This window comes from Methylobacterium jeotgali (assembly GCF_022179345.1).
GTDB classification, from domain to species: Bacteria; Pseudomonadota; Alphaproteobacteria; order Rhizobiales; family Beijerinckiaceae; genus Methylobacterium; species Methylobacterium jeotgali.
This window is the reverse complement of record NZ_BPQR01000041.1, coordinates 36373-60029: the sequence shown is the minus strand read 5'-3', so window position 1 is coordinate 60029 and position 23657 is coordinate 36373. Positions and strand designations below refer to the sequence as shown.

Below are 23657 nucleotides of genomic sequence, written 5' to 3'. Positions count from 1 at the left end.
TGGTGAGGATCGGCCTTCCGGCGAGGCGCAGCCAGGGCAGGAAGGCCGATCCTCACCAACATGGACGGCATCGAGTGGAAGCGGCCGAAATGGTCGATGCCGGTGCGCGCCTGGTTCTGGGTCAACGAGTGGATCGCCGCCTGGGCCTCGAACCGGCTCGTGGCCGACCATCCGATCATCGCCGACCATCTCGCGACGCGCCGCCCGCGCAGCGCCATCGCCACGATTCCCTACGGCGGCGATCCCGTCGAGGCGGCCGCCCCGGCGCCGATCGAGGCGATGGGCCTGGCGCCGGACCGCTACCTCGTCTCGATCGCCCGCATCGAGCCCGACAACAACATCCACACCCTGGTGGAGGCCTTCTCCACCAAGCGCCGGGGCGTGAAGCTTGTGGTGCTCGGCAATCTCTCGCAGGAGCGCGAGTACCATCGCGCCCTGCGCGCGTCGGCCAGCGACGAGGTGCTGTTCCCCGGCGCGATCTACGACCCCGCCATGGTGAAGGCGCTGCGCTTCCATGCCCGCGCCTACCTGCACGGCCATACGGTCGGCGGCACCAACCCGTCGCTGGTCGAGGCGCTGTGGGCCGGCAGCGCCGTGATCGCCCACGACAATCCCTACAACCGCGGCACGGCGGGGCCGGGGCAGTTCTACTTCCGCGACTCGGAGGGCTGCGCCGCGGCCCTCGACCGGGTGATCGCCGACGATGCCGCCGTGGCCGCCGCCCGGCAGGCCGCCCGCGCCCGCTCCGCCGAGTTCGACTGGGACACCATCCTCGCGACCTACGAGAGTGAGCTTCGCGCGCTTGCCGGCACCGGCCCGGCCCGGCTCCCGGAGCAGGGCAGGGCGGGCGACGGCCTCCCGACGCGGGCCGGATGAGACCGCTGCCCGGCCCGACCCGGCGCGGGCTGCTCCTCGGCGGCGGGGCGGCGCTCGCCCTTCCAGCCGGAGCCGCCCTCGGAGCCGCGCCGGCCCCCTTGCGCCTGAAGCGCGGCATCAACCTCTGGCCCTGGTTCTCGCTGACGCGGGAATTCCCGGCGCCGCGCCGGGATTTCGACTGGCCGCCCTTCCAGCCGGAGCGTCCGGTGCCGACCCGCGCCGACCTCCGACGGCTGGCGCAGGCCGGTCTCGATTTCGTGCGGCTGCCCTTCGATCCGGGGCCGTTCCTGGCCTTCATCGGGCCGCACCGGGAGATCCTGCTTGGCGAGCTGACGGCCGCCATAGACCTCTGCCTGGGGGAGGGACTCAAGGTCGTCGTCAACGTGCAGGGCAACGAGGCGACGCACCATTACAGCCCGGCGAACCTCTACGGCTCGGAGGCCGCGCCGCTGCTGCCCGCCTATCGCGGCCTCGTCGCCGAGATCGCGAGGCGGCTGACGAAGCGCTCGCAGGACAAGGTGGCGCTGGAGCCCGTCAACGAGCCGCCGCAGGCCTGCGGAGCCGGCGCCTGGACGCGGGTTCAGGACGGCCTGCTGAAGGCCGCGCGTCGCGAGGCGCCCGCGCTCACCCTCGTCGCGACGGGGGCCTGCGGCAGCATGGTCCAGGGGCTCGTCGGCCTCGATCCGGAGCCGATCCGGGCGCTCGGGCCGGTGCTCTTCACGTTCCACTGCTACGAGCCGTACCTGTTCAGCCACCAGGGCGCGCCGTGGATCGGCGATCCGCTCTACCGCTCGCTCAACGGCGTGCCCTGGCCGGGCAGCGCCGGCACCCGCGAGCGCACACTCGCGCGGGTCCGCGAGCGGATGCGAGCGGACCGGCAGTCGACCGAAGCCGAGAAGCGCGCGGTCTACGCGCTCACCGAATCGAAGCTCACCGAGTACTTCGCCGCCGCGCCGGACCGCGCCTTCCTCGACCGGGCGCTGGCGCCGGTCTCGGCCTGGGCCTCGATCTACGGCATTCCGGCGGGCGACATCCTGCTCGGCGAGTTCGGCGCGCTGAAGAGCGACGCGCGCTACACCGCCTCCGACGCGCCCGACCGGGCCCGCTACCTGCGCGACATGCGGGAAGCGGCGGAGGCGGCGGGCTTCCCCTGGGCCGTGCACAACATCTTCGACGGGCTCGGCATCATGGACGAGGCGACCCGCCGGCTCGATCCGGCGGTGGCCGCAGCCCTCGGGCTCAAGGCCGGCCCGTAGGCCGCCCGCCCGGCCAGGGCCGGTAGAGCACCAGCAGCATCACCGCGAACTTGGCGAGCAGCGTGGTCTTGCCGCCGAGGCTCTCGTAGGTGTTCACCAGCATCACGAAGGCGATCATCGGCAGGGCGAGGCCCCGCCGGCACTGGCGGCTGACCTCGTAGAGGAACAGCCCGCAGGTGAAGACCTCGACCGCGGCCATGAAGGCGCCGTGGTAGAGCGCGTTCTTGATGATCGGGTTCTCGATGCCCCATTCGAGCCCGTTGATGCGCCGCAGGCTCTCGACCACGTTCGGGTCGGGCCCGACGATGATGTCGTGCAGCGAGAGCCGGCCGAACAGCTCGAACATCTCGATGCGCGCGTTGGCGCTGCCGCCGTCCGACTGGAAGCGCGCGAGCAGCGAGTCGAAGAAGCCGGTCGCGGCGAGCCCCCCGATCCCGATCGGGATCAGGGTCACGAGGAAGACGAGCGCGGTGGCGGCAAGCAGCGGCACGCGCCCGGCCCGCAGGGTCCGGTGCAGGGGCACGAGCACGTAGCCCGCCGAGAAGATCAGCGCGACCACCGCCGCCGAGCGGCCGCCGAAGGCGACGAGGGCGACGAACTGGAAGCCGATCATCGCCACGCGCCGCGCCGGGCTCAGCGTGCCGCCGCCCGTGACCAGCATCAGCACGTAGCAGGCGGTGAGCGTCGCGTTGGTGAGCGGGTGCCCCTGGAGGCCGGCGGATCGGGTGTCGGTCTCGAAGACCTGGCCGTCGAGGCGGAAGGGGAAGTAGCGCTGCCCGCTCACGAGCTCGAACAGGCCGAGCGCCGCGTTGGCGAACATCACCGCGTGGATGATGGTCTCCAGGCGCTTCAGGGTCATCTCGTCCCGGTCGGCGAGGAGCACGACGACGAGAGCCGGCAGCACGTAGGTGTCGATGGAGCCGGCGAGCCCCGCGCCGCCGCGCGCCGCGATCAGCACCAGCAGGGTGAGGCCGACGCCGGCGAAGAGCGCGCTCGCCGGGCGCGCCCGCGCCGCCTCCGCCGCGTAGGCGACCGGGTTGCCGGCGCGCAGCGCGTTCCAGCCCACGAGCAGCACGGCGAGGTAGGTCGCCGGATGGATCTTCTGGGGTGCCGAGCCGGTCAGGCCCTCGTAGTTGAGGCCGACGACCCAGAGCAGGCCGCCCGAGACGGCTAGCAGCACGAGGACGAGCAGGCACAGCAGCGCCCGCTCGCTCCGCGCAGCCAGACCCGGGCGCCGCGCGTAGGCGCCCGTCCCGAGCGTGGCGGCCTGGAAGCCCGCGCCTGCCATCACGCCGCTTTGCGCTGGTCGATCAGCAGGGTCGCGGAGACGGGGCGGCCGAGGGCGTTGGCCGCGTCGAGGATCGTCAGGAGGTCGCGCTGCCGGGTCTCGCCGTTGCGCACGACGAGCAGCAGGCGGTCTGCGGAGCCGGCGAGAGGCCCGACGCGCAGGTTCTCCGAGAGCGTGCCGCCGTTGATGAGGATCAGCTCGAAGCGATTGCGCACGGCGGCCATGAACCGCTCGACATTCTCGTGCTGCATCGCCTCGCGCACCGGCTTCGTGGCGTCGCCGAGACCGAGGCGGCGCGCGCCCGTGGCGGCATCCTCCACGCAGACCGCGTGAAGGCTCTCCTCGCCGCGCAGGATGTCGAGGAGCCCGCGCTCGTTCGGATGCACGCCGCGGGAGTCGGCGTCGATCACCAGCACCCGGTCGCCCCGCGCCACGGCGACGGCAGCGAGGAGGTCGATGGCGTCGCGACGCTCTGCGGCGTCGGCGCTGCCGGAGGTGACGAGCACGCTCGTCGAGCGCGCGTCCTGCGGCCCGCGCCTCGGGCCGGCGAGATGATCGATGGCGAAGCTCGCGGCCGTGGCGCTGGCGCCGCCGGCGGGGTTCGTCAGCCGCGGCAGGATGCCGACCACAGGTGCCCGGCACAGGCGCTCGACCTGGGCGCGGGAGAGCACGGTCGGCTCGATGTACTCCTTGGCGAGCGCCAGGCCGGTGCCGATGCCAAGGCCGCTGGCGAGGGCGGCGGCGATGATGAAGAAGCGCGGCGGCCAGCTCCGGTCCTGCGGCGGCTGCGCGACGGAGATGATGCGGGCGTTGGTGGTGTCGACGCCGGCCTGCTCCTTGATCTCGCGGGAGCGCAGCAGGAAGCCGTTGTAGACGGCGCGGCTCGCCTCGACCTCGCGCTCCAGCTCGCGCAGGCGCACGCTCGACTGGGCGGTGACGGCCGAAGCCTTCTGGAGCCGCTCCAGCTCGCCGGCGACCGCCGTCTCGTTGGCCTGCGCCCGCTGGTACTCGGTCTCGGCGGCCTGGGCGATGCGGTTCAGCTCACCGTCGATGAGGCGGCGGACGTCCTGCATCTGCGTGCGGGTCGCGGCGATGTAGGGATGGCGCTCGCCGAGCTGGGTGCGCAGGTCCGCCTCCTTGGCGGCGAGCTCCGCGTATTGCGAGCGCAGGCGCTCGATCACGGTGGACTGGATCGCTTCCGGCGTCGCGCCGGAGCCGACGACGCGGCCGCGGGCGTCGCGGATGCCCTGGAGCCGCGCCTTGGCCTCGGCGGTACGGCCGCGGGCGGCGGTGAGGCGGGTGTTGGAGTCGGTGAGCTGCTGCTCGTTCACGAGGCGGCCGCTGGAGGCGATGAGCCCGTTCTGCGCCTTGAAGGTCTCGAGCTTGTCGTCGGCGGCGTTCACGGCGGCGCGAAGGTCGTCGAGGCGGGCCAGCAGCTCGCCCGAGGCGCGCTCCGCCGCCTGGGCCCGCGAGGCGCTCTGGTCGACGAGGTAGGCGCGGGCGATGGCGTTGACGATCCGCGCCGACTTCTCCGGGTTCCTCGTCGTGACGATGACGTCGACCACGAACACCTTGTCGGCCCGCTTCACCGCCAGCCGGCGGCGCAGGTTGTCCAGCGCCCGCTGCCTGGCGTCGACGGGGGGCGCGGCGCCGAGGATCGACTCGCGCAGCGAACGCATGGTGCGGGCGACGATGCCGTCGGAGGGCGCGCCGAACTCGGGATCGTCCACGAGGCCGGCCTCAGCCACAGCCCGCGACAGGACGGATTCGGACTCGATCACCCGGACCTGGCTCTCGACCTGCGTGACGCCGCCGTCGGGCGAGAGCGCGCCGGGATTGATGTCGTTGGTGACGACCTGCCGGTCGCGGGGGTCGATGAGGATCTGCGAGACGGCCGTGTAAAGGGAGGGGGTCAGGAAGGCGTAGAGCGTCGCCAGAAGGCCGAGCAGCGCGGCGGTGCCGAGGATGAGGCTGCGCCGGCGCGCGAGGATACGGCCGAGATCGGCCACGTCGGCCGTGGTGTCGGGCTGGGCGGGCTCGAAGCCGCGCATCCCGGCGGGATCGACCCAGGGAGCGACGGCGAGTGTTCGATCAATCTGTGTCACGCCAAGCCAACATTGCTTCAAAATGCGACAAGGAGGTCGATCAGTCTCGAATCACGCAATTCTCATGCGGACTCGATTGCCTCTTTCCAAACTGATTGAACGGGATTCATGCAGAAATCGCTTACGGAGCGGGGCCTGTGATTGGGATAGGACCCTGCGGCGGGCTTTTGGTCCCGGCTTGGTGGACGAAACGTCATCCCGAAAGGCTTATTAAGCCTTAATCTTGGCTCTCGGCCGAACTCGGCGCGGGCCGTGCCTGGACAGGAACGGCGCCGGCCCCGTACAGATCGCGAACGCCTTCGCGAGCCCTCCGTGCAGATCCCTCATCCTCCTCCGCCCCGGAGACTTCCGCGGACGCCGGCCCCGGTGCAGGGCCAGAGGCCGTGAGGATCCGCGTCCGCATCGACGGCCGGCGTCCGCGGCGCTGGCACGAGCAGCTTCTGGCGCGCCTCGCCGGTCTGCCCGACACCCGCGTCGAGGTCGATGCCCGCCCGGGGCCGGTCGGCTGGCCGGAGGGCGCTGACACCCTGTTCTCCCTCGAAAGCCTGATCGCGCGGATGCCGCGGACCGGCGCGCAGGAGCCTGCCCGCGATCCCGCCTTCGCCGCCTATCCGATGGGGGATGGCGTTCCGGACCTGCTCCTCGACCTCTGCGGCGACGCGCCGGAAGGCGCTGCCCGGACGCTGCGCCTGACCTTCGACGGGGCGCCCGGAGAGGCGGCGCTTCTCGGCAGCCTGCTCGCCGGACACGCGCCCTTCGTCGCGATCTCCGAGAACGGGCGTCCCCTCATCGCCGGGCGGGTCGGCACCGAGATGCGCGGACTGCTGCTGCCCTCCTTCAACGACGCGCTGGTGCGCACGGCCGGGATGGTCGAGGCCGCCCTCCGGCGGCCTCCGGCCGGCGACGGGACCGCCGCGCCGCAGCCCGCCGTGCCTCTGCCCAGGCTGCCGGCCTCCTACCTCGCCGCCTATGGCGGCCGGCTGCTTGCACGCTCGATCGCGCAGCGGCTCTATCATCTCTGCTATCGGGCGCCCCACTGGCGGGTCGGCTGGCGCCGGCTGGACGGGCCGGACCTCATCGACCTGCGCCGCCATCCCGAGACCGGCTGGACGGACATGCCGGACGACGGGCGCCGCTTCTACGCGGACCCGTTCCCGATCGAACGGGACGGCGAAGGCTTCGTCTTCGTCGAGGAGTACATCCACGCGATCGACAAGGGCGTGATCTCGGCGCTCCGCTTCGGCCCCGGGGGGCCGAAGGGCACGCCGGTTCCGGTGCTGGAGGAGCCCCACCACCTCTCCTACCCCTTCGTGTTCGAGGCCGAAGGCTCGGTCTGGATGATCCCCGAGAGCGGGGCCGCGGAGACGATCGACCTCTACCGCGCGACGGACTTTCCAGGCGGCTGGCGGAAGGAGGCGACCCTGGTCTCCGGCCTCGTCGCCAGCGACGCCACGCTGATCCAGAAGGACGGGCGTTGGTGGATGCTCGCGACGGTCTGCCCGGCTCGCGCCGAGGCGCCGTTCGGCGGCGGCTCCTTCTCCGACGCGCTGCATGTCTGGTCGGCGCCGGATTTTCGCGGGCCGTGGACGCCGCACCCGGCCAATCCCGTGCTCGTCGACATCGCCTCCGCGCGGCCCGCCGGGCGCATCATCTCGCGCAACGGCCGCCTGATCCGCCCGGCGCAGAACTGCGAGCGCGGCTACGGAAACGCCCTCGCTCTCGCCCGGATCGATCGCCTTGACGACGAAGGCTACGCGCAGACGGTGGAGACCGTGATCCGATCCGGGCCGCTCTGGGGCGGCTCGCGGATCCACACCCTGAACCGCTCCGAGCATTTCGAGTTCATCGACGGCTCGGCCCGCGCCCCGCGCCTGCCGGGTCTTCCGCGCTAGCGCGGGTGTTCCCGGCAGCGATCGGCGGGCCTCGCCACCCGCATCCGGCGAGCGGGCTAAGCCTCGGGTAGATTATAACTATTCTCATTTGTGTATGTGGCGAACTTGCCTCTTTCGCGGCCGGCCGGCCGGGTCTAAGGCACGCTCATGCTGATCGCCGCACGCCGTCTCGGCCTCGCTGCCGCCCTGCTGCTCGCGCCCGCGCTGGCCGGGTCCGCGCTCGCCAAGGAGACGCCGATCGGCCCGCCCACCACCCGCGACGGGCTCGAGGTGGCCGCGGTCTATCTCCAGCCCATCGAGATGGATCCGCCGGACATGATGCGCGCGGCCGCGCAGTCCGACATCCATCTCGAGGCCGACATCCGCGCCGCCAAGGACAACCGCAACGGCTTCGCCGAGGGCGACTGGGTGCCGGCGCTGGCCGTGAGCTTCGAGATCACCAAGCTCGAGGGCGACGCCGCCACCGGGCCGAAGGTGAGCGGCTCCCTGATGCAGATGGTCGCCAACGACGGCCCCCACTACGGCGACAACGTCAAGCTCTCCGGCCCCGGGCGCTACCGCCTCAAGCTGACCGTGGCGCCCCCCGGACCGGCGCAGCATTTCGGTCGCCACGTCGACAAGGAGACCGGGGTCGCCGAGTGGTTCAAGCCCTTCGACGTGATCCAGGACTTCACCTTCGCCGGAACCGGCAAGAAGGGCGCCTATTGAGCCCGGACCATCCATCGAACCCGGCCCCGATGTCCCACGCCCTCCTTCGCTCCGCCGCGCTCGCGCTCGCCGTCCTCTCGGCGGCCGCGTCGGCGCGCGCGGAGGAGATGCCGGTGGTCAAGGTGGAGATGCGCGACGGCGTCATCATCCCCTCCGTCATCGAGGTGCCGGCCAAGACCCGATTCAAGCTCGAGATCTCGAACACCGGCACTTCCCCGGTCGAGTTCGAGAGCCTCGACCTGAAGCGCGAGAAGGTGCTGGCGGCGGGCGTGACCTCGGCCATCGTGTTCCGCACCATCGATCCCGGCACCTACGACGTCTTCGACGACTTCCATCCGGAAGCGCGGGCGACGCTGGTGGCCAAGTAACGTGGCCCGGTAAGCGGTGGCGGCGACCGTCCTCAGCCGACCCGGCGATGCCTGGATCGACCGCCGCCTCGTCGATCTCGGCGAGTGGATGCGCCGGCACGCGGGCGCGATCCGCGGGGTGCAGTGGGGCATCGTCGCGGTCTACGCCGTGCTCGTCGCGGTGCCGGCCTTCCTGCCGCTGCCGGACCGCACCGCGCATATCTGGACGAACCTGACGCTCTTCGCGCAGTTCGCGTTCTGGGGCATCTGGTGGCCGTTCGTGCTCGTCAGCATGATCCTCGTGGGCCGGGCCTGGTGCGGGGTGATGTGCCCCGAGGGCACGCTGACCGAGGTCGCCAGCCGCTGGAGCCTCGGGCGGGCGGTGCCGCGCTGGCTGAGCTGGAACGGCTGGCCCTTCGTCGCCTTCGCGCTGACCACGATCTACGGCCAGATGGTCAGCGTCTACGGCTACCCGAAGCCGGCGCTCGCCATCCTCGGCGGCTCGACGGTCGCGGCCATCGGCGTCGGCCTGCTCTACGGGCGCGACAAGCGTGTGTGGTGCCGCTACCTCTGCCCGGTGAACGGCGTCTTCGCCGTGCTCTCGAAGCTCGCGCCCGTCAGCTTCCAGGTCGACGGCGCCGCCTGGGCGGCCTCGCCGAAGCCGCCGAAGGAGCAGGCCTTCACCTGCGCGCCCCTGGTGCCGGTGAAGGCGATGCGCGGCTCCGGCCCCTGCCACATGTGCGGGCGCTGCAGCAGCTATCGCGGCGCGGTGCGCCTCGCCCGGCGCTCGCCCAACCACGAGATCGTCCACGTCGCGGGCTCCGAGCCGAGCCCGCAGCAGACGGTGCTGATCCTGTTCGGGATGATCGGCCTCGCCATCGGCGCCTTCCAGTGGTCGTCGAGCCCCTGGTTCATCGAGGCGAAGCAGGCGGGCGCCACATTCCTCATCGCGCACGGGATCACCTGGCCGCTGGAGCACAGCCTGCCGTGGTTCGTGCTCACCAACTATCCCGACCGCAACGACGTGCTGACGCTGCTCGATGGCGCGCTCCTCGTCGGCTACATCGTCGCCGCCTGCATCGCGATCGGGCTGGCGCTGGCGCTCCTCGTCGCGGTTTCGGCACGCGTGCTCGGGCCCTGGTCGGCGGATCGCTTCCACCATCTCACCCAGACGCTCATTCCTGTCGCGGGCTGCGGCGTGTTCCTGGGCCTCTCGGCGCTGACCGTCACCTTCCTGCGCGGGGACGGCATCGTCGTGCCCTACGTCGCCGAGATGCGCGCGGGGCTGCTCGCCGGCGCGAGCCTGTGGAGCGTGGCGCTGGCCTGGCAGGTCGCCGGACTGTCGGCCGGCGGTCTCCGCCGTGTCGGCGCGACCCTGGCGGTGACCGCGGCCGTCGCGGTCGCGGTCGCGAACTGGGCTCTGCTCTTCTGGATCTGGTGAGGCGGCTCGCCTCACGGCACGGAGAACGCGCATGATCGGCGCCTTCATCATCGCCTTCCGCGAGGTCATCGAGGCCGGCCTCATCATCGGCATCGTCATGGCCGCGACGCGGGGCATCCCCGGCCGCGGCCGCTGGATCGGGCTCGGCGTGTTCCTCGGCCTCGCGGGCGCCGGCCTCGTCGCGATCTTCGCGGAGCGGATCTCCGACGCCTTCGAGGGCACCGGCCAGGATGTCCTGAATGCCGCCGTCCTGCTCTTCGCGGTGGTGATGCTGATCTGGCACAACACCTGGATGGCCAAGCACGGCCGCGAGCTCGCCGGCGAGCTGCGCGCCACCGGCGAGGCGGTTCGCAGCGGCCAGCGCTCGGCCGCCGCGCTCACCGTGGTGGTCGGCGCCGCGATCCTGCGCGAGGGCGCGGAGCTGGTGCTGTTCCTCTACGGGCTCGTCGCCTCGGGCACCTCCGGCGCGGAGCTTCAGGTCGGTGCGCTGGCCGGCGTCGGCGCGGGCGTGCTGCTCTCGGCGGTGAGCTATTTCGGCCTCGCCTCGATCCCGAGCCGCTACGTGTTCTCGGTGACGAGCGCGCTCATCATCCTGCTCGCCGCCGGCCTCGCCGCCCAGGCCGTGCAGTTCCTGACCAATGCCGGGATCGTCACGGTGCTCGACCAGCAGATGTGGAACACCTCCGCCTACCTGACCGAGAACAGCCTGCCCGGCCGCGTGCTCCACGCCCTCGTCGGCTACACCGACCGGCCGACGATCGCTCAGGGTATCGCCTATGTCGGCACCATCGCGGTGATGGTCGCTCTCATGCAGCTCGGCAAGGGAAGCGGCGGCCGGGCGCGCAAGGACGAGCCTCGTCCGGCGGTGCGCGCGGCCTGAGCGCTGCCGCACGTTGCGGCGACGCCCCGGCCCCTACATCTTCCGCCGGGCCGCGACTCGCAGCGGCACGGGGGTCGGACCATGGAATGGCTCGTCGTCGGCGCCGTTGCGCTGATCCTGCTGATCTGGCTCGTCGTCACCTATAACGGCCTCGTCGCCCTCAGGCAGCGGGTCTCCCAGGCCTTCGGCGACGTGGACGTGCAGCTCAAGCAGCGCCACGACCTCATCCCGAATCTCGTCGAGGCCGTGAAGGGCTATGCCGGCCACGAGCGCGGCACGCTCGACGACGTCATCAAGGCCCGCAACGCCGCGGTCGCCGCCCAGGGCCCTGGCCAGCAGGCGGCGAGCGAGGCGGCCTTGCAGGGGGCGATCGGCCGGCTCGTGGCCCTCGGCGAGGCCTATCCCGACCTCAAGGCCAGCGCCAACTTCCAGTCCCTTCAGAACGACCTGTCCAACATCGAGGACAAGCTCGCCGCCGCCCGGCGCTTCTTCAACAACGCGGTGGCCGAGTACAACGCGGCGATCGGCGCGCTCCCCGCGGCGCTCTTCGCCCGCAGCGCCGGCTTCACGCCGCAGAGCTTCTTCGACGTCGGCGAGACCCAGCGGCAGAGCCTCGACGCGCCGCCGCAGGTGCGGTTCTGAGCCTCCCGCCATGCTGCCCGCCTACGGGCTCTACACGCATGTGAGGCGCAACGAGCTCCGCTCGCGGGTGCTCGTCGGTATCCTGTTCGGCCTCGTGCTGGTGCTCGTCTACGGGATCGATCTCGTGGTCCGGGGCGCCTCGGGCAACCTCCCGCGCGGGATGCGGCCGGAGCTGTCGAGCTACCTCTCGGCCGCCGCGCAGGATCTCGTCTGGCTCGGGCCTCTCAGCTTCGTCGCGGCGTTCCTGTGGCTCTGGATCGCCTACCGCGTCCACCAGGCGATCATCGACCGCACCGTCGGTTCGGCCGCCGTCGGCCCCGCCGAAGCGCCGCGCCTCTATCGGCTCCTGGAGAATCTCTGCATCTCCCGCGGCATCCCGATGCCGGCCCTGCGCATCGCCGAGGACCCGGCCCTCAACGCCTTCGCGACGGGCCTCAACCCGGGCCAGTACGCCGTCACGGTGACGACCGGGCTTCTCGAAGCGCTGGACGACCGGGAGATCGAGGCCGTGCTCGCCCACGAGCTGACCCACATCCGCAACGACGACGTGCGCACCATGATGATCGCCGTGGTAATCGCCGGCATCTTCGCCTTCGTCGCCGAGCTGCTGCTGCGCGGCGGCTACCGCCCGAGCGGCAATCGGAAGGGCGGCTCGGTGCCGGCGGTCCTCATCGGCGCGCTGCTGATCGGCCTCGTCTGGTTCCTCTCGCAGCTCATCCGCTTCGCCCTGTCTCGGACCCGCGAGTACGTGGCCGACGCCGGCGCCGTGGAGCTGACCAAGAACCCCGACGCGATGATCACCGCGCTCCTGAAGATCTCCGGCCGCGGCGAGCTCGCGGGCGCCCCCTCCGGCGTGATGGAATTATGCGTCGACAACCCGCGCTCGGGGATCGCCGACCTCTTCGCCACGCATCCGAGCATCGACGACCGCATCGCAGCGCTCACCCGCTACGCGGCCGGGCGGGCGCTGTAGGAGCGGCTCTCAGGTCTTGCGGACCATGACGAGCGGCTTGCCGCCCTCGCGCTCCGCCTTCTCGAAGCCCTGCGCGGTCGGCACCAGCGCGAGCGAGCCGTCGCCGGTGCCGGAGAGCATCAGCTCGAAGCCCTCGACGCGCCAGGAGGCGAGCCGCAGGCGCTTCACGGAGGCGTCGCAGGTCCCGACCGTGAGCGCGAAGCTCTCCTCGCCGCCGGGCGGCGGCTTGTCGAGAAGCGTGACCTCGCAGAGCGGTGGACCGTCCGGCCGGCGCAGCACCCAGGTCCCGAACAGGGCCGGGGCGTGCGGCGCCCGGTCGACGCCGGGCTTCGCCCGCACGAGCATCGACGTCGGTCCCTCGTCGGGGAGCGTCTTCATCAGGGTGGTCTCGTCCTCGCGGAAGGCCAGCACGACCCGCTTCTTCGCGTCGAGAAGGCGGATGCCGTCCTCCGGCGACCACGCGCTCACCTGGCCGAGGCGCTTGTCGCGGGCGGCGCAGTCGGCGGCGGGCCTGGCGGCGTAGAGGGCGCCGACCTTTTCCGGGAGAAGCGTGACCCGGCAGCCCGGCGCACCGTCGTCGGTGGCGATGAGCCATTCACCAAGGCTGTCCTTGACGATCTCGGGCGAGACCTGCGCCCTCGCTGAGAAGGCAAGCAGCAGGGCGAACGGGAGCGCCAGGGCTGCGAAGGCGAGGCGTCGTGGGTGCGGCATGGCGGCGGTCCGGTCGGATGATCCGTCGCGGACGCTAGGCGAGGATCGCGCGAGCCGGCGTGCCGGCCGGCACGGGGGCAGCGATCAAGCCCGCCCCTTCTCCGGCTCGACGGCCCCGGCGTAGCAGCGGCGCACCGCCTTCCAGAAGGCGGCGGCCTCCGCCGGGCTGCATCGCGCCAGCCGCTCCTCGAGCATCGCGCGCGCCGCCGCCGCATCCGGCGAGCGCTCGGCCTCGCCCTCGGACGGAGCGCCACCGCGGTCTCCCCTCCGCCCGTCCCGGCTCAACCGAAATGCCCGTCGCCGAAGCTGCTGCGGCCTTCCAGGGCGCCGTTGGTGAGGTAGTGCAGCAGCGGGTCGATGCCGGCTGCGCGCACGTCGCCGTAGGTCGCCTCGTAGGCGCGGGTGTCGAAGGCGGCGGAGGGGTCGCGGCCTTCGCGCCAGCCGTACTGGTCGTAATGGGCGAGCGGGTCGATGCCCGCCGCGCGCACGTCCCCGTAGGCGGCCAGGTAGCCGTCGGTGTCGAAGAAGGCGTTCGGGTCGCGGCCCTCGCGCCAGCCGTGATCCTCGAAGTGGCGGTAGGCGAAGGCGAAGCTGTCGCCGCCAACGGTGATCGCGGCGCGGGCCACGTCGGGGTTGGCGAGCAGGTAGTACTCGGCGTCGAAGCCGGGATGGACGGTTAGGTCGCTCGCGCGGCCGATGGCGGCGTAGGCCTGCCGGCCCTCGAAGATGCCGCTCGTGAGGTAGTGCGTCAGCGGATCGATGCCGGCGGCGCGCACATCCGGGTTCCGGGCGAGGTAGAGCTCGTTGTCGAAGCTGGCAGAGGGGTCGCGACCCTCGCGCCAGCCGTTGCTGTCGTAGTGCGTCAGTGGGTTGACGCCAGCCGCGCGGACGTCGCCGTTGGCGGCGAGGTAGCCGTTGGTGGAGAAGAAGGCGTTCGGGTCGCGTCCCTCGTGCCACCCGCTTCCGCTGTAGTGGGCGCCGGGGTCGAGATGCGCGCGGGCGACGTCCTGGTTTCCGCGCAGGTAGAAGATGGCGTCCACGAGCGGGTTGCCGTCGAGGCTGCCGTACACGGACAGGCCGAGATCGGCCATGATCCCGAGGTCGACGGTCGAGACACGGTGGGTCTGGCCGGTGGCGAGACCGTAGCCGGACATCAGGTCGGTGGCGATGGCGTCGCTGCGGCTGCTGCCGAGATGGTAGAACTGCTCGGCGTTGCGCTCGGTCGTGACGTGGACGGCGCCGCCATAGGCCGCGACGGCGTTGGCGCCGGTGAAGTCGGCCGAGCCGTCCGCGTTCAGCCGGACGAGCAGATCCCAGGGCGAGGCGGCGTTCGAGAGCGCGCCGGTGTCGTCGTCCCGGTAGCCGATGATGCCGAGCCCGTGCCCGATCTCGTGCTCCAGCACGCCGATGCCGTCGCCCAGGTTGCTCGGCACGGGCGAGGGGTTTGCCGGGTTCGGGTCGAGATAGAGGTAGCGGGTGATGAAGTTCGGATCGATGGTGATCAGGATGTCGGGGGCCGAGCCGTTCGGGTCGATGCCGGTGCGCAGCTCGTGCTCCGCCCCGCCGCGATAGACCATGATGCCGTTCTGGGTGCCGGCGTAGACGCTCGTCGCCGGGCCGCCGTTGGCGGTGCCGATGCTGGTATTGTTCGAGACCGTCACCTGGATGTCGATGGTGCCGCGCCCGTAGAGGTTGCGCGACCACTCCGCCGCGGCGGCGAGCGTATCGGCTTGAAGCGCCGCGTCGTAGGAATGCCCGACGCTGTCGACGACGGTGACCGTGTAGGCGAACGTCACGGCAATCCCCTCCGCGTGTCGCCGGAATCATTGCCCGATTTCGCCGAACGACCAAGAGGGCGCGTCGGCGAAATCCGGGCGGCCGCCGGATTTTCGCAACAGGCGTCCCGGCGGCCTTCGGCGGCGGACCTTGGAAAGGGGGAGGGGGCGCCTCATCTCCCCGTCGCCGTGCGGACGCGGCCGGGGAGGGAAGGGTCACGATGAGTTCCGGCCAACGCCCGAGGGCCTACAGGCTGTCGCGATCCGAGCCCGAGACGGACGGCGCCGCGCCGCCGCGCGTCGCGGAGCGGGCTGCGCCTGAGGTGCGCATCGTCGAGGAGCCGTTCGAGATTGTGGAAGCGGCGGACGGCACGCCGGTGCCGGTGGCGCCCCGGCGCGGCGTACCCTGGGGCTCGCTGTTCCTCGGCGCGCTCGGCAGCCTCGTCGCCATCGCGGTCGGGCTCTCGGTGGAGCGGCTCGTCGCCGATCTCTTCCAGGCGGCGCCCTGGCTCGGCGCCGTCGCGCTGGCGCTCGTCGTCGTGGCGGCGGTGGCGTTCCTCGCCATGGTCGGCCGCGAGGCGGCGGGGCTGCTGCGCGAGCGGCAGATCGAGCGGCTGCGGGAGAAGGCGCTCGCCGCGATCGCGGCGCGGGACCACACGGGTGCCCAGGGCGTCGTGCGGGAGCTGGCCGCGCTCTACGGCGGGCGGCCGGCGCTCGACGGTGCGCGCCATCGGCTCAAGGAGCTCGACGACGCCATCCTCGACGTGGACGACCGGCTCGGCGTCGCCGAGAGCGAGCTGCTCGCCTCCCTCGACCGGCAGGCGCAGGCGGCGGTGGCGAACGCGGCCAAGCAGGTCTCGGCGGTGACGGCGCTCAGTCCGCGAGCCATCGTCGACGTCGCCTTCGTGGTGTTCTCGGCGGCGCGGCTCCTGCGGCGGATCGCCGGGATCTATGGCGGACGCCCCGGCTTCCTCGGCTTCGTGCGGCTGGCGCGGGCCGCCTTCGCGCATCTCACCATCACGGGCGGCATGGCGGTGGGCGAGAGCATGATGCAGCAGGTGCTTGGCCTCGGGCTCGCCGCGCGCATCTCCGCGAAGCTCGGCGAGGGCGTGCTGAACGGCCTGATGACCGCCCGCTTCGGCCTCGCGGCCATCGCGGTCTGCCGTCCGCTGCCCTACGTCCGAGCCGAGCCGCCGCGGCTGGCCGACGTGGCGGGCGAGTTGCTGCGCGCCGCCCCGGAGACCGAGCGAGACAGCGCGAAGCCGCTCTGATCAGAGGTTCTTGAGGAAGCCCGCGAGCCGCATCAGCCCCTCGGGCCACGGCCCGTGTCCGCTCGCGACGTTGATGTGCCCGGCCTCGCCCGCATCGACGATCAGCGAGCCCCAGGCATGGGCGAAGTCCTCGGCCCGCTCGTAGCTGCAATAGGGATCGTTGCGGCTCGCCACCGTCAGCGACGGGAAGCTCAGCGGGTCGCGGGGCACCGGCGCGAAGGCGCGCACGGACTCGGGCAGGTTCGGCGTCTCCTCGACGTCCGGGAAGGCGACGAACAGCGCGCCGCGCACCACGCCGGGGGCGAAGCGCGGCGCCGCCTCGACGCTCGCGACCACGCCGAGGCTGTGGGCGATGAGCACCACCGGCCGCGTCGCCGCCGCGACGGCCTCGACGATGCGGCCGCACCAGGGACCGGGGGCCGGGCTGTGCCAGTCGTCCTGCTCGACGATGCGCGCGGTGGCCAGGCGGCTCGCCCAGCGCGCCTGCCAGTGCTCCTCCTCCGAGCCGCGCAGGCCGGGAATGACGAGGATGTCGCAATCGGCGGTCTTCATGAGGCCCGCGATAGCGCCTCGGCCGGGCTCCGTCGAGGCGCAGCCACCTCGGTGAGATGCGCGGCGATGCCCGTCGAGGCGAGGTTCTTCGCCTTGGCCTCGATCTCGAAATCGGCCCAGGCGAGGTGCCGTCCGACGAGGTCGTTGACCGCCCGGTTCCACATCAGGTCTGAGTGGGCCGCGAGATCGCGCCAGGAATGGCCCGCCTCGCGCAGCGCCGCAAAATCCGGCAGCGCGTCGGCGTCGTGGCTGGGGAGCAGGGCCTCGCGGGAGACGCTGACATGCGCGATGGGGCGGACGCCCCGCCACGACGCCAGAACCCGCGCGATCCGCGGATCATCGGGCTCGATGTATTCGCCGCCGCTCGCGACCCAGTGGTGGTGGAGATCGAGGACGATCGGCACGAGGTCGGAAAGCTTCAGGACCTCATCGAGGCCGAACAGGTTCTCGTCGTTCTCGATCGTGAGCAGGTCGCGGGCGGCCTGAGAGACCAGCGCGAAGTTCCGCCGGAAGCCCTCGACGCCGGGATCGCCCGCGCCAACATGGATGTTCACGTGTGCACCATGCGGGTGCCAGCCGCCGCCGTAGCCCATCATGCCGAACAGGTCAGCGTGGTAGTGCAGCTCGTCCAGACCGTTGGCGAGGGCGGTCTCGCTGCGGGTCGCGATGAGGCAGAACGGGCCGGGGTGGAAGCTGAGGCGCACGCCGCCCGACCGCGCCAGGGCGCCGACCTCGGCGAGCCGCGTCGCCACGAGATCGCGCAGAACGGGCTCCGCGTAGAGCGGAACCGCGAAGGGATGCGTGTAGCCCGGCAGGAGCGAGCTCGCCATGCGCAGCAGCCGCTCCAGGGGCGGGCGCGCCGCCACCCATGCGATCTGCCGCGCGAGCGCGTCGAGGTTGTGGCCGACGATCTCGATCAGCTTGTCCGTCGCGGCCGCAGGGCCAAGCCGCTGCAGGTAGGCGAGGGTGGCGGTGGTGACGTTCATGGCCAGCAGCGCCTCGCGCTCCGCCTTCTTGGTCTTGAAGGGCACCGCCGGCGGGTCGGGGATGAACTTGCAGCAGAAGCCGAGGCGGGGGGCCTCGCCGGTCAAGGTCTCGATCATGCCTCGACAACGCCGCTCGGCCGGATTCGACACCCACCAGATCAGCCGAGGGCGTCGACCGCATCGCCGGCGAGATTCGCCCGCAGCAGACGCTCCTGGTCAGAGAGGACCGGAGCGAGGCGGTCCGGCAGTCCCGAAATCCATGCCGCATGGGCGCGGGCGATGGCGACGGCCTCCTCGACCTCGACCGCTCGGAAGCGCACCGGCTGACCGGTCCGGCGCTGGGCCAGACGGCGCAGATCCGCCGAGATCACGGTGGCGATCTTCGGGTAGCCGCCGGTGGTCTGGCGATCCGCCATCAGCACGATCGGCCGGCCGGAGCCCGGCACCTGCACCGAGCCGGCGACGGTGGCGTCGGAGACGATGTTGAAGCCCTGTGGGCCATGCGCGATCTCCGGCCCGTCGAGCTGGATGCCCATCCGGTCGGCACGGTGCGACACGGTGAAGGTCGACTCGAGAAAACGTGCGATCCCCTCCGGGGTGAAGTGGTCGGCCTGGGGGCCGAGGACGACCCGCAGCGGTTCCTCCGCGTCGAGCGGGAGCGACGGCAGGGCGTGCTCACCCCCAGCTTGCAAGGTCTCGCGCAGGGGTATGCGGTCCCTGGCGCGCAGGGGGCGACCGTCGAGGCCGCCGAGCGCCGCCCGGGCGTGAAGCGAGCGGCTGCCGAGCTGTTCGGGGATCGCGAAGCCGCCGCGCGCGGCCAGATAGGCGAAGACGCCGGCGGGGGACGGTCCCACGGACAGCTTGCCGCCGTCCGGCAGCGTGAAGGACCGGTGATCCGCCACCGGAGTGCCATCCACCCGCAACGTGAGAGGCGCGCCGGCGAGAGCGAGCCGGATGGGACCGCCCGACGCGCGGAAGCGGCCGCCGACGAGGGCGAGCTCGACGGCCGCTTCCCAAGCTGTATTGCCGACGAGGGCGTTCGCCGCGGCGAGGGCGACCGGGTCCATCGCACCGGAGGGCGAGAGCCCCTGCCGCTGGAACCCGAGGCGGCCGCCATCCTGGATCCCGGTCGCGGGCCCGCATTCGACCACCTGAAGCGTCGGGCTCATGCGCGCTCCGCGACAGCCTCGCCCGCCTGCGCCGCCCGGTCGAGGGCGTCCCAGGCGGATGGGTCGGTCGGCACGAAGCGGATGCGGTCGCCGGGCTCGAACAGAAAGACGGGGTCCCGTCCCGGCATGAAGCCCCGCACCGGCGTGCGGCCGAGGAGGTGCCAGCCGCTCGGCGCGGCCACGCTCGCGATCAGGGCCTGCGCCCCGCCGATCGACACGGTCCCGGCCGGCGTCGTCGGGCGCGGCGTCTGACGGCGCGAGAGGGCGAGGGACGGATCGAGACCGGCGAGATAGGCATAGCCCGGCAGGAAGCCGATCATCGCGACGCGATACTCCGGCGCCGCGTGCCGCCCGATCACCTCGGCGCTCGTCAGCCCGTGATGGCGTGCCACGTCGTCGAGATCGAGCCCGAACGCGCCTCCGTAGACGACGGGGACGCGCCAGAGGCGCGCTTCACGCACGCGGGCACGCGGCGTTTCGGCATGGAGGGAAAGCAGTGTCGCCCGAAGGCTCGCCGGATCGGTGAGGCAGGGATCGAAGTGGATCGTCAGGGACCGGTAGGTCGGGACGGTCTCGATGACACCGGCCGGCGCAGTCTCGAGGACCCGCGCTTCGAAGGCCAGAACGGCGGCGTTGATGCCGGGATCGATGCCGGCACCGAACTCGACCGTCAGCGCGGTATCGCCGCAAGGCAGGAATCGGATCGGCACCGGCCCACGGTGAGGCGGACGCGGGGACGACGCAAGGCCGTCCCCGCATCGAGGCTCAGAGGTTGTGGAGCTTGCGCTCGTCCGGAGCGCCGGCCGAGGCGTGGTCTGCCTTCGGATCGATTCCGGCCCTCTCGGCGGCGGTCTGGATGTTGTCGGGATCGAGGGTGTGGCGCACGAAGTCCCGTCCGCGGTCGGCGGCCTCGCGGGCGTACGACAGGCCCTGCGCACGCAGCTCGTCGGCATAGGGGCCGATGCTGCGATCCTCGCTCCGGGTGCGCGGCAGCAGAGATCCGAGCAGCAGGCCGGCCGCGACCCCGACGACGCCGACGAGAAGCGGGTTCTCGTGGACGAACGCCTCGACTTCCGACTGCCGGCGGCGCAGGTGCACGCGGCCCCGGCGGGCCATGTAGACCGCCTGTCGCTGGCGATCCTCAAGGGTCTCGCTCACGCGATCGCGCGTGTCGCGATAGACCTCGCCGGCCCGGGCCCGAGCCTGCTCGACCTTGTCGGCGGCGTAGTCCCGCGCGTCGGCCGCGTGCTCACGAGCGTCGCCGATCAGGTCGGCCGCGCCCTGCCGGGCCCTGTCCGCGAGATCCGCCGCCTTGGCCTGGAGCCCCTCGCTGCGGTCGTCCGCCGTCGAGGCGTAACCCGGAGGACCGTTCACGACGGGATCGTGCTCGCCATGCAGGTCGGGCTGCAGCCCGAAGTCGCGGGACCCGCCGGCCGAGCCCGTGCCGCGGCCGCTTCCCTCGGGGCGGAAGCCGTAATCCTGGGCCTTGTCGTGGGGATCGAGCGACGGCCTACCGGAATGGCCGGTCTCGCCCTCGTGGAGGTCGCGCCGCCCGTCCTGGCTCGGGAGCCCGGCCTCGGCGGCGATGTCGTCGGGGAGGCCGTTGCGGCCGCCGGTGGTACCGGATTCGCTTTTCATGCTCGCCTCCTGCGCGCGGGCCTGCGGGAGGTCGCGGGCCCGGTCGATCCATGGGCACGGCGGGCGCCGCGCCGAACTCAGGTCTGCGTCTCTTCCCCGGCGGCTGCGCCGGGGCGGCGGGTCGGTCGATCGGGATCGTAGACGCGGTCGGCCCCGGTGGTGAGAACCGGCACCCGAGCGGCGGCTTCCGCCTCCCGGCGCAAGGCGTGCGACTTCGTCTCCGTCGCCATCCGGCGCATCAGCCAGCCGACGCCTGCCGCGATCAGAAGCACCGGCACCGGGTTGCGGCGCACCGTCTCCAAGGCCGAATCGTAGACCTCGCTCAGCGGCGTCCGCCGGGCGTTACCGATCATCTCGTCCACGAGGTTCGGCACGGTCAGCCGATCCTGGATACGGTCGATGGTCTCGTCGAGACGGGCGCGGCTCTCCTCGATCTCGCGCTCAAGTTCGTTCATGCCGCTCATCTCAGGAGACCCTCTCGGAAAGCGCCCGCGCATCCTGCTTGACCTGCCGGGTGGTGCGGGTCGGAGCGAGCGTCGACAGGGAGATGGCGCTGCGTCCCCACAGGGCGAGGCCGATGGCGATGACGAGCAGAACGCCGCCGACGATCAGCGCCGACAGCCATTCCGATCCGACCACCGTGGCGAGCCATTTCACGAAGGCGCCGATCAGCACGAGTAGCGATACGACCGCGAAGACGGCGGAGGCCACGAAGCAGCCGAGCCCGAGGACGAGCGTGCGGATGTTGCTCGTCATCTCCGCGCGGAAGAGGGCGATCTCCTTCTGCGCGAGGCTCCCCGTCTCGCGCAGGGCGTCACCCAGCAGCGTCTGGATGTTACCCGGTGGGACCTGGGACGGACCGTTCGCCATGGCCGCCTCAGATGCCCTCGCCGCGGGGCGCGGCGGGAAGGTCGCTGGCGCTGCCCGACGACTTGATGAACCGGGCGGCGACGAAGCCGGCGATGAAGGTGCCGACCGCGACGGCCACCGGCGCGCGGCGGGCGAAGCTCTCCGCCTCGCCGTAGAGCTGCGACAGGCTGCGGTTCTCGATCGAGCCGCCGAGCTGGTCGAGCCCGTCGGCGGCGCTGTCGAAGAAGGCCTTGATGTTCGGGCGATCCTCGAAGCTCTTGCCGGAATCGCGGACCGAGGTGGCGACGCCCTGGATCTGGCGGGCGGCCTCCGCCTTGCGTCCTTCCGCGAAATCTTGGGCCTGGAGACGGGCGGCGTCGAGCAGGGTGCGTCCGCGCTCGGCCGCCTCGTCGGCGATGCCCTCAACGTCCCGCTTCAGCCCCCGCCACTCCTCGCGCTCTGCCGAGGCGGCCGCGTCCGGCGCGGGATGGAGGGGCTCGTTGACGGTCATCGGGTACGCCTCTCGCTCGGGTGTCTACGGCTCAGTAACTTCGGTGGGGAGGCCGAGTTCCGACCCTCCTGCGCTGCTCCGTCACGCCACGTTCAGGAGCCGCCCGGCAGGTTGGTGCGCTCGCCGGTTGGGCCTGAGCCGCCAAGCGCGAGTCGCCGGCGCGGCCGGCGGCCTTTCCCGGTGAGCCGGAGGCGTCAAAGGTCTTGACCACCGCCCTGCGTTCGCGCTTGGCTGAGGCGGAACGGATCGCGCTCGGCTTCCGCGCGTTCCCAGTACACGAGGGTTGTACCGCCTCGCCTGCGGTGAGGGGGTGTGGATCGGAGCCGGCTGAGTGGCACGCCTTGTGATCGTATCGAACCGCGTCGCCGTCCCCGCCGAGGGCAGCGGGGCGGTGGCCGCGGGCGGGCTCGCCGTCGCGGTGAAGGAGGCATTCACCGCCTATGAGGGGCTCTGGTTCGGCTGGAGCGGAAACATCGTCGACCAGCCCTCCGACGAGCCGACCATCATCGACCGCGACCGCATCCAGTACGCCCTCGTCGATCTCAGCCCCCAGGACCACCGCGAGTACTACAGCGGCTTCGCCAATCGGGCGCTGTGGCCGATCATGCACTACCGGCTCGGGCTCGGGGCGTTCTCCCGCTCGGACTATGCCGGGTACAGCCGCGTCAACCGCTTCTTCGCCCAGACGCTGGCCGGGCTGATCGAGCCCGACGACATCATCTGGGTGCACGACTACCACCTGCTGCCGCTGGCCTCCGAGCTGCGCGGGCTCGGGATCGCCAATCCGATCGGCTACTTCCACCACATCCCCTGGCCGGCGGCGGACGTGTTCAACTCGCTGCCGGCCAGCGGCGACCTCCTGCGCGCCATCGCCGACTACGACCTCATCGGCCTCCAGACGGAACCGGACGTCCAGAACCTGACCCGCAACCTCTGCGACACGCTGCGGGCGATCCCGCTCGGCGCCGGGTCGCTGATGGTCGACGGGCGCCGCACCCGGATCCGCAGCTTCCCGATCGGCATCGACGTCGCCGGCTTCAAGGACGCCGCGGAAAAGGCCGCGAGCGACCGCACCGTGCGCGAGACGATCGCCGGCCTGCGCACCCGCAAGCTGATCATCGGCGTCGACCGGCTCGACTACTCGAAGGGCGTGCCCGAGCGCATGGAGGCGGTCGACCGCTTCCTGGCGTCGAACCCCGACCAGCGCGGCAACGTCGTCTACCTTCAGATCGCGCCAAAATCCCGCAGCGACGTGCCCGAGTACGAGCAGCTCGCCCGCGAGGTGAACGAGACCGTCGGCGAGATCAATGGCAACACCGGCGACCCGACCTGGACGCCGATCCAGTACGTCACCAAGGCCTACGCGCGCCCGGTGCTCGCCGGACTCTACCGCGCCGCCCGTGTCGGCCTGGTCACGCCGATGCGCGACGGCATGAACCTCGTCGCCAAGGAGTACGTCGTCGCCCAGAGCGGCGACGATCCCGGCGTCCTCATCCTCTCGAAGTTTGCCGGCGCCGCGCAGCAGCTGCCCGAGGCGATCCTCGTGAACCCCTACGACCGGTTCGAGGTCGCCGAGGCGATCCGCACCGCCCTCTACATGCCCCGCGCCGAGCGCCTCGCCCGCTGGAAGCCCATGGTCGAACGCATGACCCGCGAGGACGTGGACTGGTGGGCGCGCAACTTCCTCTCCGAACTGGAGAACTTCCGCACCGTCGAGCGCGAGCCGCCGACCGCGGCGGCGGCCGCCGAGTAGGTTCCGCCACTGCGCCGACCCGCGATCCCGAAAC

The 23657-nt window shown here is 71.8% G+C and carries 22 protein-coding genes and 1 pseudogene; 11 read left to right on the top strand and 12 right to left on the bottom strand.

Features of this window, described 5'->3' with window-relative positions; all coding sequences use genetic code 11:
* Window positions 1-30: 30 nt before the first annotated feature.
* A pseudogene (locus MFF04_RS12360) lies at window positions 31-876 on the top strand (glycosyltransferase); the annotation flags it as partial.
* Window positions 873-2132 carry a glycoside hydrolase family 5 protein gene (locus MFF04_RS12355; protein ID WP_306308050.1) on the top strand — a complete coding sequence of 420 codons (1260 nt, stop codon included), beginning with the start codon at window positions 873-875 and terminating at the stop codon, window positions 2130-2132. The pseudogene MFF04_RS12360 and the gene MFF04_RS12355, both read left to right, overlap by 4 nt.
* Here MFF04_RS12355 and MFF04_RS12350 read toward each other — a convergent pair.
* Both MFF04_RS12350 and MFF04_RS12345 read right to left on the bottom strand, forming a co-directional pair.
* A complete protein-coding gene (locus tag MFF04_RS12350; RefSeq protein WP_238276173.1) occupies window positions 2116-3420 on the bottom strand; it encodes a VpsF family polysaccharide biosynthesis protein in 1305 nt (434 codons plus the stop codon). The two genes, MFF04_RS12355 and MFF04_RS12350, sit on opposite strands and share 17 nt — an antisense overlap.
* Window positions 3420-5471: a GumC family protein gene (locus MFF04_RS12345; protein WP_238276172.1), complete on the bottom strand. Its 2052-nt coding sequence runs from the start codon at window positions 5469-5471 to the stop codon at window positions 3420-3422. The genes MFF04_RS12350 and MFF04_RS12345 overlap by 1 nt, the downstream gene beginning before the upstream one ends.
* Before the next feature lie 437 nt (window positions 5472-5908).
* Here MFF04_RS12345 and MFF04_RS12340 point away from each other — a divergent pair, with 437 nt between their 5' ends.
* The 7 genes from MFF04_RS12340 (at window position 5909) to MFF04_RS12310 (ending at window position 12408) form a co-directional block, all read left to right on the top strand.
* Window positions 5909-7417 (top strand): glucosamine inositolphosphorylceramide transferase family protein, encoded by a 1509-nt coding sequence (locus MFF04_RS12340; protein WP_238276171.1) that lies wholly within the window; start codon window positions 5909-5911, stop codon window positions 7415-7417.
* Between the two features lie 147 nt (window positions 7418-7564).
* Window positions 7565-8125, top strand: coding sequence for an iron transporter (locus tag MFF04_RS12335; RefSeq protein ID WP_238276170.1), 561 nt, complete (start codon window positions 7565-7567; stop codon window positions 8123-8125).
* A 29-nt stretch (window positions 8126-8154) separates the two neighbouring features.
* Window positions 8155-8493 (top strand): cupredoxin domain-containing protein, encoded by a 339-nt coding sequence (locus MFF04_RS12330; RefSeq protein WP_238276169.1) that lies wholly within the window; start codon window positions 8155-8157, stop codon window positions 8491-8493.
* A 16-nt stretch (window positions 8494-8509) separates the two neighbouring features.
* The gene (locus tag MFF04_RS12325) at window positions 8510-9913 is read left to right on the top strand and encodes a 4Fe-4S binding protein (protein ID WP_238276168.1); all 1404 of its coding nucleotides are present in this window, start codon (window positions 8510-8512) and stop codon (window positions 9911-9913) included.
* A 31-nt stretch (window positions 9914-9944) separates the two neighbouring features.
* Window positions 9945-10793, top strand: a complete 849-nt coding sequence (locus tag MFF04_RS12320; RefSeq protein ID WP_238276166.1) for an FTR1 family iron permease — start codon at window positions 9945-9947, stop codon at window positions 10791-10793.
* A gap of 81 nt (window positions 10794-10874) precedes the next feature.
* Window positions 10875-11435, top strand: coding sequence for a LemA family protein (locus tag MFF04_RS12315; protein ID WP_238276164.1), 561 nt, complete (start codon window positions 10875-10877; stop codon window positions 11433-11435).
* A 10-nt stretch (window positions 11436-11445) separates the two neighbouring features.
* Window positions 11446-12408, top strand: coding sequence for a M48 family metallopeptidase (locus MFF04_RS12310; RefSeq protein WP_306308051.1), 963 nt, complete (start codon window positions 11446-11448; stop codon window positions 12406-12408).
* A 9-nt stretch (window positions 12409-12417) separates the two neighbouring features.
* On the opposite strand, the gene MFF04_RS12305 is transcribed toward MFF04_RS12310, so the two are convergent.
* Window positions 12418-13119 carry an AprI/Inh family metalloprotease inhibitor gene (locus MFF04_RS12305; RefSeq protein ID WP_238276163.1) on the bottom strand — a complete coding sequence of 234 codons (702 nt, stop codon included), beginning with the start codon at window positions 13117-13119 and terminating at the stop codon, window positions 12418-12420.
* Between the two features lie 281 nt (window positions 13120-13400).
* Window positions 13401-14915: a hypothetical protein gene (locus tag MFF04_RS12300; protein ID WP_238276162.1), complete on the bottom strand. Its 1515-nt coding sequence runs from the start codon at window positions 14913-14915 to the stop codon at window positions 13401-13403.
* A gap of 200 nt (window positions 14916-15115) precedes the next feature.
* Here MFF04_RS12300 and MFF04_RS12295 point away from each other — a divergent pair, with 200 nt between their 5' ends.
* Entirely contained in the window at window positions 15116-16165 is a 1050-nt protein-coding gene (locus tag MFF04_RS12295) for a YcjF family protein (protein ID WP_238276161.1), read from the top strand.
* Here MFF04_RS12295 and MFF04_RS12290 read toward each other — a convergent pair whose 3' ends face one another.
* The 8 genes from MFF04_RS12290 to MFF04_RS12255 form a co-directional block, all read right to left on the bottom strand.
* Entirely contained in the window at window positions 16166-16717 is a 552-nt protein-coding gene (locus MFF04_RS12290) for an RBBP9/YdeN family alpha/beta hydrolase (protein ID WP_238276160.1), read from the bottom strand.
* Entirely contained in the window at window positions 16714-17820 is a 1107-nt protein-coding gene (locus MFF04_RS12285; protein WP_238276159.1) for an apurinic/apyrimidinic endonuclease family protein, read from the bottom strand. The genes MFF04_RS12290 and MFF04_RS12285 overlap by 4 nt, the downstream gene beginning before the upstream one ends.
* 41 nt (window positions 17821-17861) lie before the next feature.
* Entirely contained in the window at window positions 17862-18872 is a 1011-nt protein-coding gene (locus tag MFF04_RS12280) for a 5-oxoprolinase subunit C family protein (RefSeq protein WP_238276158.1), read from the bottom strand.
* Entirely contained in the window at window positions 18869-19582 is a 714-nt protein-coding gene (gene pxpB / locus MFF04_RS12275; protein ID WP_238276157.1) for a 5-oxoprolinase subunit PxpB, read from the bottom strand. Before pxpB ends, MFF04_RS12280 begins: the two co-directional genes overlap by 4 nt.
* Before the next feature lie 55 nt (window positions 19583-19637).
* Window positions 19638-20510 carry a hypothetical protein gene (locus MFF04_RS12270; RefSeq protein ID WP_238276155.1) on the bottom strand — a complete coding sequence of 291 codons (873 nt, stop codon included), beginning with the start codon at window positions 20508-20510 and terminating at the stop codon, window positions 19638-19640.
* 77 nt (window positions 20511-20587) lie between these two features.
* Window positions 20588-20965, bottom strand: coding sequence for a DUF3618 domain-containing protein (locus MFF04_RS12265; RefSeq protein ID WP_373320034.1), 378 nt, complete (start codon window positions 20963-20965; stop codon window positions 20588-20590).
* 10 nt (window positions 20966-20975) lie between these two features.
* The gene (locus tag MFF04_RS12260; RefSeq protein ID WP_238276151.1) at window positions 20976-21380 is read right to left on the bottom strand and encodes a phage holin family protein; all 405 of its coding nucleotides are present in this window, start codon (window positions 21378-21380) and stop codon (window positions 20976-20978) included.
* A 7-nt stretch (window positions 21381-21387) separates the two neighbouring features.
* Complete coding sequence (locus MFF04_RS12255) at window positions 21388-21870, bottom strand: hypothetical protein (RefSeq protein ID WP_238276149.1); 483 nt, start codon at window positions 21868-21870, stop codon at window positions 21388-21390.
* Between the two features lie 331 nt (window positions 21871-22201).
* Here MFF04_RS12255 and MFF04_RS12250 point away from each other — a divergent pair, with 331 nt between their 5' ends.
* Window positions 22202-23623, top strand: coding sequence for an alpha,alpha-trehalose-phosphate synthase (UDP-forming) (locus tag MFF04_RS12250; protein ID WP_238276147.1), 1422 nt, complete (start codon window positions 22202-22204; stop codon window positions 23621-23623).
* Window positions 23624-23657 lie beyond the last annotated feature (34 nt).

Coding starts and splice junctions, on each gene's coding strand:
- MFF04_RS12355 (WP_306308050.1), top strand. CDS start 873: ATGAGACCGCTGCCCGGCCCGACCCGGCGCGGGCTGCTCCTCGGCGGC.
- MFF04_RS12350 (WP_238276173.1), bottom strand. CDS start 3,420: ATGGCAGGCGCGGGCTTCCAGGCCGCCACGCTCGGGACGGGCGCCTAC.
- MFF04_RS12345 (WP_238276172.1), bottom strand. CDS start 5,471: ATGCGCGGCTTCGAGCCCGCCCAGCCCGACACCACGGCCGACGTGGCC.
- MFF04_RS12335 (WP_238276170.1), top strand. CDS start 7,565: ATGCTGATCGCCGCACGCCGTCTCGGCCTCGCTGCCGCCCTGCTGCTC.
- MFF04_RS12330 (WP_238276169.1), top strand. CDS start 8,155: ATGTCCCACGCCCTCCTTCGCTCCGCCGCGCTCGCGCTCGCCGTCCTC.
- MFF04_RS12320 (WP_238276166.1), top strand. CDS start 9,945: ATGATCGGCGCCTTCATCATCGCCTTCCGCGAGGTCATCGAGGCCGGC.
- MFF04_RS12315 (WP_238276164.1), top strand. CDS start 10,875: ATGGAATGGCTCGTCGTCGGCGCCGTTGCGCTGATCCTGCTGATCTGG.
- MFF04_RS12310 (WP_306308051.1), top strand. CDS start 11,446: ATGCTGCCCGCCTACGGGCTCTACACGCATGTGAGGCGCAACGAGCTC.
- MFF04_RS12305 (WP_238276163.1), bottom strand. CDS start 13,119: ATGCCGCACCCACGACGCCTCGCCTTCGCAGCCCTGGCGCTCCCGTTC.
- MFF04_RS12295 (WP_238276161.1), top strand. CDS start 15,116: ATGAGTTCCGGCCAACGCCCGAGGGCCTACAGGCTGTCGCGATCCGAG.
- MFF04_RS12290 (WP_238276160.1), bottom strand. CDS start 16,717: ATGAAGACCGCCGATTGCGACATCCTCGTCATTCCCGGCCTGCGCGGC.
- MFF04_RS12285 (WP_238276159.1), bottom strand. CDS start 17,820: ATGATCGAGACCTTGACCGGCGAGGCCCCCCGCCTCGGCTTCTGCTGC.
- MFF04_RS12280 (WP_238276158.1), bottom strand. CDS start 18,872: ATGAGCCCGACGCTTCAGGTGGTCGAATGCGGGCCCGCGACCGGGATC.
- MFF04_RS12270 (WP_238276155.1), bottom strand. CDS start 20,510: ATGAAAAGCGAATCCGGTACCACCGGCGGCCGCAACGGCCTCCCCGAC.
- MFF04_RS12265 (WP_373320034.1), bottom strand. CDS start 20,965: ATGAACGAACTTGAGCGCGAGATCGAGGAGAGCCGCGCCCGTCTCGAC.
- MFF04_RS12260 (WP_238276151.1), bottom strand. CDS start 21,380: ATGGCGAACGGTCCGTCCCAGGTCCCACCGGGTAACATCCAGACGCTG.
- MFF04_RS12255 (WP_238276149.1), bottom strand. CDS start 21,870: ATGACCGTCAACGAGCCCCTCCATCCCGCGCCGGACGCGGCCGCCTCG.